Origin of the sequence: Pseudomonas sp. UBA5706, from assembly GCF_002419965.1 — a bacterium.
GTDB lineage: Bacteria > Pseudomonadota > Gammaproteobacteria > Pseudomonadales > Pseudomonadaceae > Aquipseudomonas.
The window spans coordinates 187,492-206,261 of record NZ_DIHC01000028.1 but is presented as its reverse complement, the minus strand read 5'-3'; the positions used below and the strand labels follow the sequence as shown (position 1 = coordinate 206,261).

Sequence of the window (18,770 nt, the reverse complement as noted above, 5' to 3'; positions counted from 1 at the left end):
CACAACGCCGCTTTCTCATGTCGAGATAAGCGGCGTTCGGTGGTTCGTGAAGGCTATTATCTACCTGCAGCTGCGTACGATTCAGGGATCAGTGTGCGCCGGCGGCCTTGTTCAGGTCGCTTTCGGCCCATTGCGTATACACGCACGCATCGGCAGTGGCCCAGCGTACGCGCACCTGATCGCCGGTCTTCAGTGGCAGGCCAGCGGCGGACAGCGTCTTGACGGTCATGCTCACTGCGCTTTGCGTGAGCACTGCGCAGGTCTGGCTCTCACCGAGGAAAAGCACTTCTGCAACCCTGGCGCTGACTTCGTTCCAGCCTGTCTGCAACGGTTGCGCAGCGGCCTGTTCGACACTCAGCGCCTGGGCTTTTTCGGGGCGGATCATCAGCAGCACGTCCTGACCGGTTTGCAAACCGGCAGTCAGCCGAATCGACAAAGGTTGGCCTTCGAACGTCGCTACAGCATTGCCTTGAGCTTTGAGCTTGAGGAAGTTGGAGTTACCTAGAAACGAGGCCACGAAGGCGTTTGGCGGGTTCTGGTACAGGTCATAGCCACTGCCCAGACCGACGATCTTGCCATGGCTGAAAATCGCGATGCGCTGGGACAGGCGCATGGCCTCTTCCTGATCATGGGTCACATAGACGATGGTAATCCCCAGACGCCGATGCAGTTGGCGCAATTCATCCTGCAGGTCTTCACGCAGCTTTTTGTCCAGTGCACCCAGGGGCTCGTCCATCAGCAAAATGCGTGGCTCGTAGACCAGCGCCCGGGCGATGGCGACCCGCTGTTGCTGGCCGCCGGACAGCTGCGAGGGGCGACGGTGGGCGAAGGCGTCCAGCTGCACCAGTTTGAGCATGGCGTCGACGCGTTTGTCGCGCTCGGCCGCCGCCAGTTTGCGGATGGCCAGCGGGAAGGCGATGTTGTCGCGCACGGACAGATGCGGGAACAGCGAATAGCGCTGGAACACCATACCGATGTCGCGCTTGTGCGGTGGCACGTTCACCAGGGACTTGCCAGACACCAGAATCTCGCCGGAACTGGGCGTTTCGAAACCGGCCAGCATCGACAGCGTGGTGCTCTTGCCCGAGCCGCTGGAGCCGAGGAAGGTCAGGAACTCGCCGTCCTGGATGTCCAGCGAGATATCGTCCACTGCAGCGAAATCGCCGTAATGCTTGTTCAGGTGGCGCAGGCTGACCAAGGGTTGGGCTTGCTGCGCGGGGTCTTTGATCACGGCACTCATGAAGGCATCCTCGCTTGGTTGCGGCGACGCAGGGTCGCGGCGATAAACATGACCAGCACCGACAGCGCGATCAGCAACGTTGAAGCGACGGCGATGACCGGCGTCAGGTCCTGGCGCAGGGTGGTCCACATCTTGACGGGCAATGTCTGCAGGTTCGGGCTTGCCATCATCACGCTGAGTACCACCTCATCCCACGACACAAGGAAGGCGAACAGCGCGCCGGCGACCATGCCCGGACGGATGCCCGCAAACGTCACCTTGAACACCGCCTGCATCCGTGACGCGCCGCAGATCACGGCGGCGTCCTCAATGGACTGATCGAACAGCTTCAGCGAATTGATGATCGAGATGATGGTAAACGGCAGCGCGACGATCACGTGGCTCACCACAAAGGAGAACAGCGTGCCGGTGTAACCCAGTTTGAGAAACAGCGCGTACACCGCGACGGCGATGATCACCAACGGCACGATCATCGGCAGGGTGAAGACGCCGTACAGCATGTCGCGTCCCGGAAAACGTCCGCGGACCAGGGCAAAGGCAGTCGGCAGGCCCAGCGCCACCGCGAAGATCGTGGTCAGTACCGCGACCTTAAGACTGGCGAAGGCAGCGGCCATCCATTCCGGGTTGTTGAAGAACTGCTGATACCACTTCAGGGTCCAGCCGGGCGGTGGAAACACCAGCCACTGCGAGGAGCCGAACGACAGCAGGACGATGAACACAATCGGCAACAGCAGAAACAGCGCAATCAGCCCGGTGGCCGAATACAGCCCCCAGCGCAGGCGCGGGCTCATGGCATTGGGTGTCAGGAGCATGGGCGTTTACCTCGCGTGGTGGGCGCCGACCGGGGACTCCGGTTGCAGCTTGAGGTAGAAATAGAACAGCACCAGCGTGATCAGGATCAGCAGCGCGGCGGCAGCGCTAGCCAGGCCCCAGTTCAGGAACGACTGCACCTGCTGGACGATGAACTCAGGCAGCATCATGTCCTGCGCACCGCCAAGCAGCGCCGGGGTCACGTAGTAACCCAGGGACATGACGAAGACCATCAAGCCGCCCGAAAACAGCCCCGGACGACACAGCGGCAGGAATACCCTGAAAAAGTTGGTCCATGGACGGGCGCCGCAAATGGAACCGGCCTGCAGCACCATCGGATCGATGGCCGCCATGGTCGCCTGCAACGGCAGCACGATGAACGGAATCATGATGTAGCTCATGCCGATCACCACGCCGGTCAGGTTGTGCACCATTTCCAGCGGCTGATGGATGATGCCCACTGCCATCAGTACCTTGTTGATCACCCCGGAGGCCTGCAGCAAAACCAACCAGGAATAGGTGCGCGCCAACAGGCTGGTCCACATCGAGAGCAGCACGATGTTGAGCATCCAGCGGCCCCAGCCACGGGGCACCAGGGTGATGGCCCACGCCAGCGCAAAGCCCAGCAGCAGGCTGAACACAGTTACTAGACCGGCCACCGAAAAGGTGTTGAACAGCACCCGCGCGTAGGCCGAGTTGGCAAACAGTTGCTCGTAGTTGCCAAGGCCTGGTGTCGGTTCCAGCACGCCACGCAGCAGCAGGCCAATCAGCGGCGCGAAGAAGAACAGCCCAAGAAAGATCAGCGCAGGCAGCAGATTGCGGCTGCCTTTCCAGCGCTGGGCCAGCGGCACGTAGAGTGTATCGGTCACGGGTTGTGCCGCGCCGGTGGTGCTGGACGCACCACCGGCCGGGTCGGATGGACGGGAAGTGACGGCCGTCATTTTTATTTGACCAGCCATTCGTTCCACCGTGTCGCGATGGCCGGACCGTTCTTGGCCCAGTACGCGAAGTCGAGAGTGATTTGATCCTTGCCATAGGCGGTTGGCAGGTTGGGCGCGAGCGTCGAATCCAGGCGTTGCACGCTGTCCAGATTGACCGGGGCATAAGCGGTGAGGTTGGAGAAGTCGGCCTGGCCCCTGGCGCTCGACGCGTCAGCGATCAGCTTCATCGCCGCGTCCTTGTTCTTCGCGCCTTTTGGTACGACCAGGAAATCCGCCATCACCAAATTCTGCTTCCAGCTCACGCCCACCGGTGCCGCGTCCTGTTGCAGCGCGTAGATGCGACCGTTCCAGAATTGCCCCAACGACACTTCGCCTGAGGCCAGCAATTGTTGCGACTGCGCGCCACCGCCCCACCAGACGATGTCCTGCTTGATGGTGTCGAGCTTCTTGAAGGCGCGATCCAGGTCCAGTGGATAAAGCCTATCGGCAGGCACGCCGTCGGCCAGCAGGGCCAGTTCCAGTACGCCCGGGCTTGGCCACTTGTACAGCGCGCGTTTGCCGGGGTAAGTCTTGGTGTCGAACAGGGCGGCCCAGTCATCTGGCTTGGCCTTGCCGAGTTTGCTTTCGTTGTAGCCGAGCACGAAAGAGAAGTAGAACGAGCCGACGCCGTGATCGGAAACGAAGCGCGGGTCGATGCGATCTTTCTTGATGACACTGAAGTCCAGCGGTTCGAGCAGGCCCTCGCTGGCCGCACGCAACGCGAAGTCGGCTTCGACGTCCACCACGTCCCACTGCACGTTGCCGCTCTCGACCATGGCCTTGAGTTTGCCGTAGTCGGTCGGGCCATCCTGAACCACGGCGGTGCCAGTGCTTTTACTGAAGGCGTTGCCCCAGGCCTGCTTCTGCGCATCCTGAGTGGAGCCGCCCCAACTGACGAAATTCACGCTATCGGCCGCCATTGCCGCGTGACAGGAGAGCGCCAACACGCCCGCCGTCAGAACCGCTGTTGCACGTCGAATCAACACCATTTTCACGCCCTCATTTGTTGTGTTTTTGAGCGGGCTGCGTTGCCCGCCTGTCGGGAGCAGTGGATCCATTGGAGCTGGAAATCGGAGCCGGTCAGAGGCTGTCGTTTGTGCTGTCGCTTATGGGCACGCCTGACTGAAAATGTTCCGGCCTACGGAATGTCATATTATGGTATTCCAAGCTTTCTGCAAGCATTTGCCGTCCTTGGCGCCTGGTATTTTTTGAGTGTATGCAGAGCTAAAGCCCCAGGGTTTACGGGGCTGGACGCTGATTACCGTGAAGCGGGTCGGCGCGAATGGCGGGGGAGGTCAGCCAGGAAACGGAATACTTTCAATCACTTCCAGATCATAGCCAGTAAGGCCCGCGTACTTGAGCGGGGGCCCGAGATGGCGCAGTTTGCCCACGCCAATGTCTTGCAGGATTTGCGCTCCGGTGCCGACTTCCGAATAAATGCGTGACTGCGAGCGGGTGTATTGCCGGGGCACCTGGGTCAGCTGCGGGATGCGTTCGAGCAGGGCTTGGGAGGACTCGTGATTGGCCAGCACCACAACGACGCCGCGACCTTCTTCGGCGACCTTTTGCAGGGCGGCCCACAGTGTCCAGTTGGTCGGGCCGTTGTAGTCGGCGCCGACCAGATCACGCAGCGGGTCGACCACGTGCACTCGCACCAGCGTCGGGTCGTCATGCCGCACCTCGCCCATGACCATGGCCATGTGCACGCCGCCTTCGATGCGATCTTCGTAACTGATCAGGCGGAAAGTGCCATGCACCGTCGGCAGATCGCGTTCGCCGATGCGCACAATGGTGTGTTCGGTGCTCAGGCGGTAGTGGATCAGGTCGGCGATGGTGCCGATGCGGATGCCGTGCCGGGCGGCGAAGCGCTCCAGGTCGGGACGACGAGCCATCGTGCCGTCGTCGTTCATCACTTCGACGATGACCGATGCCGGGGTAAATCCGGCCAGCCGTGCCAGGTCGCAACCGGCTTCGGTGTGCCCGGCGCGGTTCAGTACGCCGCCTTCGCGAGCGCGCAGCGGGAAGATATGGCCGGGCTGCACCAGGTCTTCAGGCCTGGCGTCAGCGGCAACCGCCGCTTGCACGGTGCGGGCACGGTCAGCGGCGGAAATGCCGGTGGTGACCCCGGTCGCCGCTTCGATGGATACGGTAAAGGCGGTCGAGAACACGCTGCCATTGCTGGGCACCATCTGCTCCAGGCCCAGGCGCTGACAGTGATCGTCAGTCAGCGTCAGGCAAATCAATCCGCGCGCTTCATTGGCCATGAAGCTGATGGCCTGAGGAGTGCAGCACTCGGCCGCGAGCAGGAGGTCACCTTCATTTTCCCGGTCTTCGTCATCGACCAGCAGGACCATCTTGCCTTGGCGGTAGTCTTGGATGATGTCTTCGATGCGGTCGAACGCCATACGCTGAGTCTCTGTTTTATTGTCAAAAATACTGGTATACCATAAGACAGAATATTTCACAGATTTGGCTGAGCTGAAACCCTATTCATTGATAAGAGCGAGCGTGCGATGAAGGCTTACTGGATTGCCCACGTAGACGTTACCAACCCGGTGCAATACGCCGAATACACTCAGCGCGGTCCGGCGGCGTTTGCCCGCTACGGCGGCAAATTCCTGGCCCGCGGCGGTCGTGCCGAGGCGCTGGAAGGGCGCAAGACGCCGCAGCGTACTGTGATCATCGAGTTTGAATCCTACGAACAAGCGCTGGCCTGTTACCACTCTGCCGAGTATCAGGAAGCGATGAGCCACAGGCAGGGTGTGGCGCAGGCGGAGATCGTGATTGTCGAGGCTTTTGAGGGATAGGGCTTATCCAGAAGGCTCAAATCTTCAAGGAGCGAACTCATTAGCGATGCGTGTTCATACGATCGAGAGATCTACTGGCTGAAATGGCCAATCGCGAATGAAACCACTCCCCACAGACTTGCCCGAGGCGTTGACGATCACCGAATGAAATGGATTTTCCCGGTGTCGTCATTGCCGACATAGATCCCGTACACCCCGGCCTGACGTTCGGTGATGTAACGCTCAAGGATCTGGCGAATGGCGGGATAGTAGATGCTGTCCCATGGGATGTCTTCAGGGGCGAAGAACTGGCAGGCCAGGGTCTCGGGGCCGAAAGCGCCGGTCACTTCCAGAGCGATGGCGCGGAACACGATATACACCTCGCTGATCTGCGGCACGCTGAAGATCGAGTAGGGCGAGAGGATTTCGGCGCGCACACCGCTTTCTTCCCAGACCTCGCGCAACGCTGCCTGCTCGGTGGTCTCACCGGCCTCCATGAACCCCGCCGGCAATGTCCAGGTGCCGGGGCGCGGGGGAATCGCGCGCTGGCACAGCAGGTACTTGCCTTCACGCTCGATGATGCAGCCGGCGATGATCTTCGGATTGACATAGTGGACGTGCTGGCAAGCTCCGCACATCAGCCGCTGGTGGGTGTCTCCCTCGGGAGTGCGCTGAGCCAGGTCAGTGCTGCCACATTGCGGGCAAAAGCGCGGATCAGGCATGTCAGCGTCCTATGCGCGGTTCCTTCAGAACCACGGGTTCGACGATGTCGCGCACCTTGGTGCCATCGTCCTGTTTGGATTTGAGGTAATCCAGCGCGACCTTGGCCGCGCTGCGCACGTGATCGACCGACGCCTGATGCGCGGCCAGCGGATCCCCGCTCTTTATCGCTGCGACGATTTTTTCCATTTCCCGATTGCTCGCGCCGCGGCGGTTTTCCTGGGAAACGGAAGTGGCGCGCAGGTAGCTGATGCGGGCCTGCAATTGCCGCAACTGGGTGGCGGCGATGTGGTTACCCGAGCCTTCCAGCAGCACGTCGTAAAAGCCCTGTACCGAATCGAGCACCTGTTGCAGCTCGCCGTCTTCCAGCGCCTTGCTGTTTTCGTTGAGGGCTTTTTCCAGGGCGCGGATGTCCTTGGCCTTGGCGCGCAGGGTGAACAGCTGCACGATCAGACCTTCGAGCACGCAACGCAGTTCATAGATGTCGCAGGCGTCTTCCAGGGTAATGATCGCGACGCGAGGGCCCTTGGCGTCGGCGAACTCCACCAGACCTTCGGATTCCAGATGGCGCAGCGCTTCGCGCACCGAGGTACGACTTACGCCGAGGCGCTCGCACAGATCGCGTTCGACCAGGCGGTCGCCGGGCAGCAGTTGAAAATTCATGATCGCGCTGCGCAGTTTATCCAGCACGATTTCCCGCAGGGTGACGGGGTTGCGATTGACCTTGAAGCTGTCGTCGAGTGGCAGGCGTTTCATGGAGTCCGCTCTGAAGATGGCTGTCCGTGCAAAAAAGCGGCTCGATGCTCAAGCGCGCAGTCATTTCAGGCAGCCATGTAGTTGACTGGGGTTGGCCCTGAGGCCAAAACGTGGCGCAGTTTATCACGCTGTGTGCCGCCAACCAGCAAGCCCATCACCGGGATGGACTTGATTTCAACTCTTTATCAGCGAATTTCACGCCAGAACCGGCAAGGGTCCCAGCTTGCCCCGGTGATAGACCATCGGCGTGACCGGCACCTCGGGCAGGATCAGGTGTTTCACCGCGCCGACGATGATCGCGTGATCGCCTCCGTCGTACTCGCGCCACAGTTCGCACTCGATGATCGCCGTGGCCTGCGGTTGCGACGAAGGGCCCAGCAGCGGGTTGCCCAGTTCGCTCAAATGCCACTCGATGCCTTTGGTTTTGTCCTTGCCTTTACCGGCAAACGCATAGGCCTCTGCGGTCTGCGCCGAGGACAGCAGATGAATCGCGAACTGCTTGCTGTCGCGCAGCACCGGGTAGGTGTCCGAAGCGTAGTTGGGACAGAACAGCACCAGCGCCGGATCGATGGACAGCGCGCTGAACGCACTGGCCGTGATGCCGACCATGGCGCCGTCTGGAGCCAGGGTGGTGACCACGGTGACCCCAGAGGGAAACGAGGCCATCACCTCTTTGTAAATTCCGGGTTCGATCATGTCGAAGGCCTCTTAACGCATCACGAAGGGGTCAGGCATCGGCGCTGGCGAAAGGTTGATCCACACCGTTTTCAGTTCGGTGTAGGCCAGTACTGAATCGATACCGCTCTCGCGCCCGTAGCCACTGTTCTTGAAACCACCGATCGGCGCCATGGCCGAGACGGCGCGGTAGGTGTTGACCCAGATGATGCCGGAGCGCACGTCCCGCGCCAGACGATGGGCGCGGCCCAGATCCCGCGTCCAGATCCCGGCTGCCAGACCGAACTGCGAGTCGTTGGCAATCGCCAGCGCTTCGGCTTCGTCCTTGAAGCGAATCACCGATGCCACCGGGCCGAAGACCTCTTCCTGCATGATCTTCATTGAATTGCGGTCGCACTCGAACAGGGTGGGTTCGTAGTACCAGCCATCGCCGTCCAGTTCAGGACGTTTGCCTCCGGTGCGCAGGCGCGCGCCTTCGGCCAGTGCATCGGCGACCAGGCCTTCGACCACGGCCAGTTGCTGGGCGGTGGCCATCGGCCCCATTTCGCTGGCCTCATCCTGTGGGTTGCCGATGCGGATACGTTGCGCGCGCTCGACCAGGCGCTCGACGAACTCATCGTAAACCTCGTCTTGCACCAGCAGGCGCGAGCCGGACACGCAGCTTTGACCCGATGCCGCATAAATGCCGGCGATCGCGCCGTTGATGGCGCTGTCCAGGTCGGCGTCGGCGAAGATGATGTTCGGTGATTTGCCGCCCAACTCCAGTGACAGCTTGGCGAAGTTTTCCGCGCTGCTGCGCACCACATGGCGGGCCGTGGCCGCTCCGCCGGTGAAGGCGATCTTGCGCACCAGCGGATGGCGGGTGAGGGCAGCGCCGGTGCTCGGACCGTAACCGGTAACGACGTTGACCACGCCCGGTGGAATGCCGGCTTCGAGGGCCAGACGCGCCAGCTCAAGAATGGTCGCCGAGGCATGCTCCGAAGGCTTGAGCACGATGGTGTTGCCTGCCGCCAATGCTGGCGCCAGCTTGATCGCAGTCAGGTACAGCGGGCTGTTCCAGGGAATGATTCCGGCGACCACGCCCATGGGCTCGTGCACTGTGTAGGCAAACAGATCGGGCTTGTCCAGCGGCAAGGTGCCACCTTCCAGCTTGTCGGCCAGGCCTGCGGTGTAGTGGAAAAATTCCGGCAGGTAGCTGACCTGACCGCGGGTTTCGCGAATCAGCTTGCCGTTGTCGCGGCTTTCCAGCTGCGCCAGTTGCTCTTTGTTCTCGGCGATCAGATCGCCCAGACGACGCAGCAGCTTGCCGCGTGCGGTCGCGCTGAGCGTGCGCCAGGCCGGGTTTTCGAACGCTGCCTGTGCTGCTTGCACCGCGCGCTCGACGTCGGCTTCATCCGCATCGGGCAGTTCGGCCCAAGGCTGGGCCAGCGCCGGGTTGAGGCTTTCGAAGGTCTTGCCGGACAGTGCATCTACCCACTGGCCGTCGATGCACATCTGGAAACGGGTAAGGCTCATGCAACGATCCCCTTTGCCGAAGTGTTTTGCGCGTCTGCCTGCTTGAGAAAGTCCAGCAGCACCTGATTGACCATGCGTGGTGATTCCACGGGCATCATATGCCGCTGCTCGGCCAGTATCGCCACCTGAGCGCCATGAATGCGCATCGCCAGTTGCCGGGCCATGTCCGGCGTCGAGCCGGGGTCCAGTTCTCCGGTGGCAATCAGCGTCGGTACGCGAATGTCGCCCAGATCGTCGGCACGATACATGTCCTGGGTGGCAAACAGCTTGTAAGTGGTCAAGTAGCCCTGCGGGTCATTGTTGGCCAGCACCTGCCTGAGCGCATCGATCTGTGCCGGATTGGCCGCCTGATACTCACGACTGAACCAGCGCGTCAGCGCTTCGGCGGCATTGGCATCAGGCCCGTGCTCGGCAGCCTGGCTGGTGCGGGCAATGACGCCTGCACGCTGCTCGGCGCTGCGATTGAACACGCTGTTGAGGATGACCATGCCCGACACCTGCTCAGGGAAGTGCAGGGCGAAGGCCCGCGCCACCAGGCCGCCCATGGAGAAGCCGATGACCGTGGCGCTGGCCAGGCCCAAGTGCTCCAGCAACTCACGCAGTTGTTCGGCGAAACCCGGCAGCCCGGTTTCCGGGTCTGGGCGCGGGCTGGCACCATGGCCGAGCATGTCGTAAGCAATGACTCGATAGTGCGGGGACAGGCCGACGATCTGTCCTCCCCACATTTCCTTGTTCAGGCCAACCCCGTGAATCAACACCACGGGGTGGCCCTGGCCGGTCGCCAGATAACTGGTGCCGGCCGGGGTGCGTTCAGCGATGAGCCGAATCATGGATCGCTCCTGCAAGCCTTATAAGTAGTCGCAGCTGTCATCACTGAGCTTTTTCGGCCGCCAGTTCTTCCAGGTCGATATAGCGGTTGCCGATGCGCGGGTGCAGACGACCGCCATTGGCAGCGCCCAGCACGACAATGATTTCGTCGGCGCGTGGCGAGTCTTCGATCTGCATTTCCAGGGTGACGTAGTGCGAACGCAGGCCTTCGTCGTCCTTGTGCATCATCGGAATCTGGATTGAGGTGCCCGGACCGCCACGCTTGTTGGTGAAGCTCAGGTAACTCTTGGCTTGCACCGCTTCGCGGTAATGATTGCCGAAGCGCAGGGTGTGGATGACGGCCGAGGCGTGCTCGATTTCGCCTTCGGCACCGACCACCGCAGCCTTGCCATAGGCCTGGATCTTGTCGGCCCCACCGATCAGACCGGTCAGGCGTTCGACCATCATGGCGCCCAGATCGGAGCAGTTGGCGCGGATCTCCGGCTTCAGGTCCTCGACGAAGCCACGACCCAGCCACGGGTTCTTCATCACCACGGCCAGGCCAACCATGGTCACCGGCGTGTCAGTGGCTTTGCCGCCTTCGATCAGGGTTTCTTCGAGGTAGCTGACGATTTTGCGAATTTCGAAACTCATGAATGGCTCCCGGGTTCTTGATCGGATGGTTGATGCGGGTGTGTATTTGGTCTGATGGTATACCATAAGATCATTGATGCAAATATTTTGCATGAGGTCGTGACCAAATACCTCCCGCCAGGAGAGGCACTACGGGACGGCAATGGCTGGGCCTTGTTCAGATGCGTCGGTGTCTATGGCCGATGGAGCTTCAGGAAAACGGCATATTTGATGAACGGTTCTAGTCAACACCCAGCGCAAAGAGTACAAATGTACTCCATGACTCATTTATCTCCCAAACGCGCTGCCATTCTCACGTTCATCCGTGATCGCGTCGCAGACAATGGCCAGCCGCCCAGCCTCGCTGAAATTTCCGAAGCCTTTGGCTTCGCTTCGCGCAGTGTCGCGCGCAAGCACATCGTGGCGCTGACCGAAGCCGGCCTTATCGAAGTCACGGCCAATCAGGCCAGGGGCATTCGTCTCGTCGAGCATCAGCGCCGTGCGCAAATGCTCGAGATCCCGGTGCTGGGGCGGGTCGCGGCTGGCGCGCCGATCGGCCCGGATCTCGATATGCACGACACCTTCACCCTCGACAGCCGGACCTTCCAGCGCGTCCCGGATTACCTGCTGCGGGTCAAGGGCGATTCGATGATCGAAGACGGCATCCTCGACGGCGATCTGGTGGGCATCCTGCAAAGCGCCGAAGCCCAGGACGGGCAGATCGTCGTGGCCCGGCTGGACGGAGAGGTGACCATCAAACGCCTGCAGCGCGGGCATAACGTGTTCCGTCTGCTGCCGCGCAACCCGGCGTATGCACCCATCGTCGTAGGCCCGGATCAGGATTTCGCCATCGAAGGCGTGTTCTGTGGCCTGGTGCGGCGGGAATGATGGGCGCGGTGGTCAGCCTCGATGCGCTGCTGGACGAGCGTCGGGTCTGGAAAGGGCGTCCACAGGTTCAGCCGGTTGCCGCCCAACCCACCGGCCATCCCTTGCTCGATGCTGCCTTGCCCATCGGAGGCTGGCCACCCTCTGCACTGACGGAAATCCTTATTCCGGCCAACGGCAGTGGTGAACTACGCCTGCTGTGGCCGACCCTGGCTCGATTGGCCGACAGCGGCGAACGGATTGTGCTGGTGGCACCGCCCTATGTGCCTTACCCCCAGGCCTGGCAGTCGGCGGGTGTCGACTTGCGGCAGTTGTCGGTGATCAACGCCAGCGATACCGATGCCTTGTGGGCGGTAGAGCAATGTTTGCGTTCCGGCAGTTGTGGCGCGGTGCTGTGCTGGCCTGCCAAGGTCGATGACCGGGCGCTGCGTCGTTTGCAGGTGGCGGCGGAAACCGGCGAAACCCTGGCCTTTGCCTGCCGCGGACAACACGCGGCGGCCAATCCGTCGCCTGCTGCCTTGCGCCTGGCCATCGATGCACGGCCCAGTCAGTTGCGGGTGCTCAAGTGCCGTGGCGGGCTGGCGCCTTCATCGCCCATTCCTTTCACTGCCGACGCTTGAGGTTTGCATGCTCTGGGCCTGTATCCTGTTGCCCCAATTGGCACTGGACGGCGTCGTGCGTCGACGTGCCGAGCCGGACCGCCCGCTGGCATTGATCAGCGGGACGGCCCAGCGTCGGGTACTGCAAACCGTTAACGCCGCTGCCCGGGAACTGGGCTTGCGTCCGGGCCAGTCCCTCACTGCGGCACATACCATGACCCGCGATTTCGACACGGTCGAATACGATCCGAAGCAGACCGAGCACTGGCACCGGTTGCTGGCGGCGTGGGCCTACCGTTTCAGCTCCCAGGTCAGCCTGAAATACCCGCGGGTCTTGCTGATGGAGGTCGAATCCAGCTTCGGCCTGTTCGGCCCCTGGCCGGTATTCGAAGCCCGTCTGCGCCAGGAGCTGAGCGCCATGGGCTTCAGTCATCGCATCGTGGTGGCGCCCAACCCGTTGGCGGCGCGCATGCTGGCCAACGCCTACGATGGCGTGGCAGTGACCTGCAACGACAGCCTGCTGCAGAGCCTGGAACAGATGCCGGTCAATCGCCTCGGTTTATCGCAAGAGGTCTCGACCGCTTTTACGCGCATGGGCCTGCAACGCTTGCGACAGGTGCTGGCCTTGCCCCGCGACACGCTGGCCCGGCGCTTTCCTGCCCAGGTCCTGCAGCATCTGGACACCTTGCTCGGGCGCAGACCCATGGCGCTGGAGTGTTATGTGCCGCCGGATCATTTCGAGACCCGGATCGAGCTGAATTTCGATGTGGAATCCCATCAGGCGCTGCTGTTCCCGCTCAAGCGCATGATCGCCGATCTGGCCTTGTTCCTCGGCGGGCGAGACAGCGGCGTGCAGCGCTTCGTCATTCACCTGGAGCATGTGCCCAGTGTCGGCAGCACCGTTCCGGATACCCTTATTCCCGTGGGCCTGCTCAGCGCCGAGCGCGAGGCCAACATGCTCTTCGAACTGGCTCGCGGACGGTTGGAGCAAGTGCTCGTGCCTTCGCCGGTACGTGCCCTGAAGCTGCAAGCCAAGGACCTGCCGGCGTTCGTGCCGTCCCATCGCGAATTGTTCGATGAGCGCCCTCAGCAGAGCATGCCCTGGGAGCAGCTACGCGAACGGCTGAGGGCGCGCCTGGGCGACGAAGCCGTCAGCGGTTTGAGTTTCCATGCCGATCATCGTCCCGAATGTGCGTGGCAGCCGACTACGCTCGGCAAGGCAGCGGCAGGTTTCAGCCCGACGCCGCGTCCCGGCTGGCTACTGCGCGAACCCGAGCCACTGGCGGACCCGGGATTGCGCGTGCTGGCCGGTCCCGAACGTATCGAGTCCGGCTGGTGGGACGGCGGGGATGTGCGCCGCGATTATTACCTGATCGAAACCCGCAGCGGCCAGCGTGGCTGGGCCTATCGCAGTGTGGGTCACGACAGCGGCCTGTTGCTGCATGGCTGGTTTGCATGAGTGGTGACTACGCCGAGCTGCACTGCCTGTCCAATTTCAGTTTTCAACGGGGGGCATCCAGCGCCAAGGAGCTGTTCGAGCGGGCGAAACTGCATGGCTATCAGGCCTTGGCGGTCACCGATGAATGCACGCTGGCGGGCATCGTGCGTGCGTGGCAGGCCGCCAGGGAGTGCGAACTGCCCTTGATCATTGGCAGTGAAATGACCCTTGAAGACGGGCCGAAGCTGGTCTTGCTGGTGGAGAATCTGGCCGGCTATCAGGCCTTGTGCCGCTTGATCACCCAGGCACGACGGCGCAGCAAGAAGGGCGAGTACCGCGTGTTGCGAGAAGACTTCCAGCCACCTGTCGCCGGGCTGCTAGCGTTATGGGTGCCTGATCTGCAGCAGCCTGACGCAGTTCTGCAGGCGCAGGGCCTGTGGCTTCGGGAAGTCTTCGGCCCGGATCTCTGGTTGAGCGTGCAGCTGCATTGTGGTCCGGACGACCAGAAACGTCTCTTGAAGCTTCTGGCGCTGGCCCGACAACTGGACATTCGCCCCGTGGCCAGCGGCGACGTGCACATGCACGCTCGCGGACGGCGTGCGTTGCAGGACACCATGACTGCAATCCGTCATCACACCACCGTGGCCGAAGCCGGTCACCGGCTGTTTGCCAATGGCGAGCGGCATCTGCGCCCGCGCGCGCTACTCGCCGATCTCTACCCGGCAGACTTACTCCAGCAAACCCTGACCATCGCCCGGCGCTGCACGTTCGACCTGAGCCAGTTGCGTTACGAGTACCCCCGGGAACTGGTACCGGCCGCACATACCCCGAGCAGCTGGTTGCGTCATCTGACCGAAGAGGGCGCGCGCAAACGCTGGCCGAACGGCATCCCTGAAATAGCCCGGCAGAATATCGAGTATGAGTTGGGGATCATTGGCAAAAAGGAATACGAGAGTTACTTCCTCACCGTTCACGACATCGTTCGCTTCGCCAGAGAACAGGCGATCCTGTGCCAGGGACGCGGCTCGGCAGCCAACTCGACCGTTTGTTTCGCCTTGGGCATCACCGAACTGGACCCGGCCAACGGCAAGGGCAATTTGCTGTTCGCGCGTTTCATCTCCGAGGAGCGCAACGAGCCACCGGACATCGACGTCGATTTCGAGCACGAACGGCGCGAAGAAGTGTTGCAATACGTATTCCGCCGGTATGGCCGGGGCAGGGCAGCGCTCACCGCCGTAGCCAGCACCTATCACGGCGCCGGGGCCCTGCGCGATGTGGCGCGGGTACTCGGTCTGCCGCCCGATCAGATCAACGCGCTGGCTGATGCGTGTGGACGCTGGACCGACAATCTGCCGCCCGCCGAGCGCCTGCGTGAGTGTGGCTTCGAGCCCGACAGTCCGGTGTTGCGCCGGGTCCTGACCCTGGCTGGGGAGTTGATCGGTTTCCCCCGGCATCTGTCGCAGCACCCCGGCGGATTTGTGATTTCCGAACACCCATTGGAGACCCTGGTGCCGGTGGAAAACGCAGCCATGGCCGACCGCACCATCATTCAGTGGGACAAGGATGACCTGGATCTGGTCGGCCTGCTCAAGGTCGATATTCTGGCCCTTGGAATGCTCAGTGCACTGCGCCGCACCTTCGATCTGGTCACCCGATATCGCGGCTGTGACCTGACCATTGCCAGCATCCCCAGCGAAGACAAAGCCACCTACGACATGATCAGCCGTGCCGACACCATCGGCGTGTTCCAGATCGAATCCCGGGCGCAAATGTCGATGCTGCCACGGCTTAAACCCCAGACGTTTTATGACCTGGTGATTGAGGTCGCCATCGTGCGGCCGGGGCCGATCCAGGGCGACATGGTGCATCCGTACTTGCGCCGCCGGAATGGAGAGGAGCCCATCACGTACCCGCCCCGCCTCAAAAAGGTATTCGAGCGAACCCTGGGCGTGCCGCTGTTTCAGGAGCAGGTGATGGAGGTGGCCATCATTGCGGCGAACTACACACCGGGCGAAGCGGATCAGTTGCGCCGTTCAATGGCTGCGTGGAAACGCCACGGCGGGCTGGAGCCGCACAAGGAACGGCTGGCGACCCGAATGAAGGCCAACGATTATCCTGAAGACTTCATCACACGTATCTTCGAACAGATCAAAGGCTTCGGCAGCTATGGTTTCCCCGAATCCCACGCCGCCAGTTTCGCCTTGCTGACCTACGCCAGTTGCTGGCTCAAATGCCACGAACCGGCAGCCTTCACATGCGCCCTGATCAACAGCTGGCCCATGGGTTTCTACAGCCCTGACCAGTTGTTGCAGGACGCTCGCCGCCACCAAATCGATGTGCATCCGGTCGACATACGTTACAGCGACTGGGATTGCTCGCTGGAGCCGGTAGCAGGCCGCGACTACACGCAGAACCTGGCGATACGCATGGGCATGCGCATGATTCGCGGCTTTCGCGAGGAGGACGCGCGACGCATCGAACACGCCCGCCAGCAACGAGAATTCAAGGACGTGACCGACCTGTGCATACGCGCCGACCTGGACAACCGGGCGCGGGCGTCGCTGGCCGATTCCGGCGCCTTGCGCGGGCTGGTGGGCCATCGTCATCGTGCGCGATGGGAAATGGCCGGGGTCGAGGTGCAACGGCCGATGTTTGGTGATGACTGCTTCGCCGAAGAAGCACAGGTGGCATTGCCGCTGCCCAGCGTGTCGCAGGATCTGATGGCCGATTACGACACCCTGGGCACCACGCTGGGCCCGCATCCCTTGTCTTTGCTGCGCAACAAACTGGCGGCCAAGCGCTTTCGCAGCTCAAAGGATTTGCTGGGTGAAGAGCACGGGCGCAACTTCAGCGTCGCCGGACTGGTGGTCGGCAGGCAGCGGCCCGGCACGGCCAGTGGGGTCACTTTCGTCACTCTGGAGGACGAGCACGGCATGATCAACGTTGTGGTCTGGCGCGACCTGGCCGAGCGTCAGCGCAAGGTATTGGTGGGTTCGCAATTGATGCAGGTGTTCGGCAAGTTCGAATACCAGAAAGGCGTGCGCCATATCATCGCGCAACGCCTGTTCGACCTGACCCCGCTGCTCACAGGTCTTGATGTGCGCAGCCGGGATTTCAGGTGAGCATCTGCATGGCGCAGCCATACCGCTGTATGGCTGCGCTCGGCTTCTGCGATCAGACCTTGAAAGCACTGACCAGCCCGTGCAGATGCACGCCAAGCCGCGCCAGTTCGATACTGGACGCAGCCGTTTCCTTACTCGCGGCAGACGTCTGCTCTGAAATGTCACGCACGTTCAGTACGCTGCGATTGATTTCATCTGCCACTGCAGCCTGCTGTTCGGCGGCGGCGGCGATCTGCTGGTTCATGCCCTCGATCGCTGAAACAGACTGGCTGATATTCAGCAACGAAGTGCCAGCGCGGCGGCTTAGTTCTACGCTGCTGTCGGCCAGGGTCCGGCTGTTATCCAGCGTGTCGGCAACCTGTTGGGTGCCGTTTTTCAAACCGCCAATTAAACCCTCGATCTCCTCGGTGGAGGCCTGAGTCCTCTGCGCCAGGCTGCGTACCTCGTCGGCCACCACGGCAAACCCGAGTCCGGCTTCACCCGCTCGTGCGGCCTCGATGGCGGCGTTGAGCGCCAACAGGTTGGTCTGTTGCGCCACGGATTTGATCACGTCCAGCACGGTGCCGATCTTGTCGCTCTCAAGCTTCAGCTGTGCCATGGCGTCGGTAGAATTGCCGACTTCGGTGGCCAAACGTTCGATCTGGGTCATGGCCTGAGCCACCACGTCGTCGCTGTTGCGAGCGTCATTGCTGGAATTCACGGCGGCTTGCGAAGCCTGCTCGGCATTACGGGCCACCTCTTGCACCGTGGCGGCCATCTCATTCATGGCAGTGGCCACCTGATCGGTTTCAACCTTCTGGCTGTTGACGCCGGCACTGGTCTGCTCAGTGACTGCGGACAGTTCTTCGGCCGCACTGGCAATCTGCGTCACGCCATCGCGGATGCCTCCGATGACCCCGCGCAGGCTGCCGGTCATGCGTTGCATGCTGGCTTGAAGCTGGCCCAGTTCATCCCGGCGCGTCACGCTCAGGTCTTGGCTGAGATCGCCATCGGCAACCCGCTCGGCCGCCTGAACGGTCTGCATGAGCGGACCGACAATCAGCCGGGTGATCAGCCACGCCGCAAGAATACCGAGCAACAACGCCAGGCCCGTGGCGCCGCTCAATAGGAGGTTGGCATGACGGATGTCTTCGTCGCGCTGGGTGCTCTGTCGGGCAGCCAATTGCTTGCTGGCCTCAAGCAAAGAAGCGATGTCGACGTTCAAGGCATCCTGCACCTGCAGCGATTTCCCTTCACCGTCCGGCGTGCTGATCGCCCGGGAGAAATCATTGAAATGGCCACGATATTGATCTAAGGCCCGCTCAGCCTGATCCAGCCAGCGCTGACTTTCAGGCGTTTTAAGTTGTGCACGGATCTCCGTGATCTGGCGCTCAGCGATATTGGCTGCCTGGGTGACCGCCGTCGCGTGCTCGCCATCCGCCTTGAGGGCGAACAACAGGCGGTTGATGCGCATGTCCCGGACCTGCTCGTTGAGCTTTGCAATGGTGATCAGTTTGTTCCCGCGCTCGCCGAGGGACGAGAGCCCGTGCCAGCCGGTATAGGCGATCAGGAGGGTTAATGCCAGCACGGTTGAAAACCCCAGGGTCAGTTTTGCTCTGACGGTGATATTTCCCAGCAGCTGTGTGATTGATCGAAACATTGGATTGCCCATCATTAAGTGTCGGTGTGTGGAGCTGCGCGACGTGACTAGCCTCCTCAGGGGCTTGCATATCTACAAGGTGTCGCGCTCATGATATCAAACTGACACTATCTGTCCGGGATGGTTCCGGTTGCCTCTGAATTGAGGGCTGACATCCAAATAAAA

General features: G+C 61.7%; 17 protein-coding genes. 5 read left to right on the top strand and 12 right to left on the bottom strand.

Going from position 1 to position 18,770, the window contains the following annotated elements; genetic code table 11:
- Positions 1-88: 88 nt before the first annotated feature.
- The 5 genes from B3I26_RS13195 to ribBA form a co-directional block, all read right to left on the bottom strand.
- Positions 89-1,240, bottom strand: coding sequence for an ABC transporter ATP-binding protein (locus B3I26_RS13195; protein ID WP_296258212.1), 1,152 nt, complete (start codon positions 1,238-1,240; stop codon positions 89-91).
- On the bottom strand, positions 1,237-2,052 hold the full coding sequence (locus B3I26_RS13190) for an ABC transporter permease (protein ID WP_296258211.1): 816 nt from the start codon (positions 2,050-2,052) through the stop codon (positions 1,237-1,239). Before B3I26_RS13190 ends, B3I26_RS13195 begins: the two co-directional genes overlap by 4 nt.
- A gap of 6 nt (positions 2,053-2,058) precedes the next feature.
- Positions 2,059-3,009: an ABC transporter permease gene (locus tag B3I26_RS13185; RefSeq protein WP_296258210.1), complete on the bottom strand. Its 951-nt coding sequence runs from the start codon at positions 3,007-3,009 to the stop codon at positions 2,059-2,061.
- Positions 2,994-4,019, bottom strand: a complete 1,026-nt coding sequence (locus B3I26_RS13180; protein WP_296258209.1) for a polyamine ABC transporter substrate-binding protein — start codon at positions 4,017-4,019, stop codon at positions 2,994-2,996. The genes B3I26_RS13185 and B3I26_RS13180 overlap by 16 nt, the downstream gene beginning before the upstream one ends.
- A 306-nt stretch (positions 4,020-4,325) precedes the next feature.
- Positions 4,326-5,435, bottom strand: coding sequence for a bifunctional 3,4-dihydroxy-2-butanone-4-phosphate synthase/GTP cyclohydrolase II (ribBA, locus tag B3I26_RS13175; RefSeq protein ID WP_296258208.1), 1,110 nt, complete (start codon positions 5,433-5,435; stop codon positions 4,326-4,328).
- Positions 5,436-5,543: 108 nt separating this feature from the next.
- Here ribBA and B3I26_RS13170 point away from each other — a divergent pair, with 108 nt between their 5' ends.
- On the top strand, positions 5,544-5,837 hold the full coding sequence (locus tag B3I26_RS13170) for a DUF1330 domain-containing protein (protein ID WP_296258207.1): 294 nt from the start codon (positions 5,544-5,546) through the stop codon (positions 5,835-5,837).
- Between the two features lie 137 nt (positions 5,838-5,974).
- Here the strand turns inward: B3I26_RS13170 and B3I26_RS13165 are convergent, their stop codons facing one another.
- The 6 genes from B3I26_RS13165 to B3I26_RS13140 all read right to left on the bottom strand — a co-directional run bounded on the left by B3I26_RS13165 (position 5,975) and on the right by B3I26_RS13140 (position 10,943).
- Positions 5,975-6,538 (bottom strand): NUDIX hydrolase, encoded by a 564-nt coding sequence (locus B3I26_RS13165; protein ID WP_296258205.1) that lies wholly within the window; start codon positions 6,536-6,538, stop codon positions 5,975-5,977.
- A gap of 1 nt (position 6,539) precedes the next feature.
- On the bottom strand, positions 6,540-7,292 hold the full coding sequence (locus B3I26_RS13160; protein WP_296258204.1) for a GntR family transcriptional regulator: 753 nt from the start codon (positions 7,290-7,292) through the stop codon (positions 6,540-6,542).
- A 195-nt stretch (positions 7,293-7,487) separates the two neighbouring features.
- Positions 7,488-7,988, bottom strand: a complete 501-nt coding sequence (locus tag B3I26_RS13155) for a flavin reductase family protein (protein ID WP_296258203.1) — start codon at positions 7,986-7,988, stop codon at positions 7,488-7,490.
- 12 nt (positions 7,989-8,000) lie between these two features.
- Positions 8,001-9,482, bottom strand: a complete 1,482-nt coding sequence (locus tag B3I26_RS13150) for an aldehyde dehydrogenase (RefSeq protein WP_296258202.1) — start codon at positions 9,480-9,482, stop codon at positions 8,001-8,003.
- Positions 9,479-10,312: an alpha/beta fold hydrolase gene (locus B3I26_RS13145; RefSeq protein ID WP_296258201.1), complete on the bottom strand. Its 834-nt coding sequence runs from the start codon at positions 10,310-10,312 to the stop codon at positions 9,479-9,481. The genes B3I26_RS13150 and B3I26_RS13145 overlap by 4 nt, the downstream gene beginning before the upstream one ends.
- A 40-nt stretch (positions 10,313-10,352) precedes the next feature.
- The gene (locus B3I26_RS13140) at positions 10,353-10,943 is read right to left on the bottom strand and encodes an amino acid synthesis family protein (protein ID WP_296258200.1); all 591 of its coding nucleotides are present in this window, start codon (positions 10,941-10,943) and stop codon (positions 10,353-10,355) included.
- Between the two features lie 249 nt (positions 10,944-11,192).
- Between B3I26_RS13140 and lexA the strand changes: the two genes are divergently transcribed.
- The 4 genes from lexA to B3I26_RS13120 are packed head-to-tail and all read left to right on the top strand — an operon-like array spanning position 11,193 to position 16,966.
- Positions 11,193-11,810, top strand: coding sequence for a transcriptional repressor LexA (gene lexA / locus B3I26_RS13135; RefSeq protein ID WP_296258199.1), 618 nt, complete (start codon positions 11,193-11,195; stop codon positions 11,808-11,810).
- Positions 11,810-12,427, top strand: coding sequence for a translesion DNA synthesis-associated protein ImuA (imuA, locus tag B3I26_RS13130; protein ID WP_296258237.1), 618 nt, complete (start codon positions 11,810-11,812; stop codon positions 12,425-12,427). Before lexA ends, imuA begins: the two co-directional genes overlap by 1 nt.
- A 7-nt stretch (positions 12,428-12,434) precedes the next feature.
- Positions 12,435-13,865: a Y-family DNA polymerase gene (locus B3I26_RS13125; protein WP_296258197.1), complete on the top strand. Its 1,431-nt coding sequence runs from the start codon at positions 12,435-12,437 to the stop codon at positions 13,863-13,865.
- Positions 13,862-16,966 (top strand): error-prone DNA polymerase, encoded by a 3,105-nt coding sequence (locus B3I26_RS13120; RefSeq protein WP_296258195.1) that lies wholly within the window; start codon positions 13,862-13,864, stop codon positions 16,964-16,966. The genes B3I26_RS13125 and B3I26_RS13120 overlap by 4 nt, the downstream gene beginning before the upstream one ends.
- Before the next feature lie 52 nt (positions 16,967-17,018).
- Here the strand turns inward: B3I26_RS13120 and B3I26_RS13115 are convergent, their stop codons facing one another.
- Complete coding sequence (locus tag B3I26_RS13115; RefSeq protein ID WP_296258194.1) at positions 17,019-18,605, bottom strand: methyl-accepting chemotaxis protein; 1,587 nt, start codon at positions 18,603-18,605, stop codon at positions 17,019-17,021.
- Between the last annotated feature and the right edge of the window lie 165 nt (positions 18,606-18,770).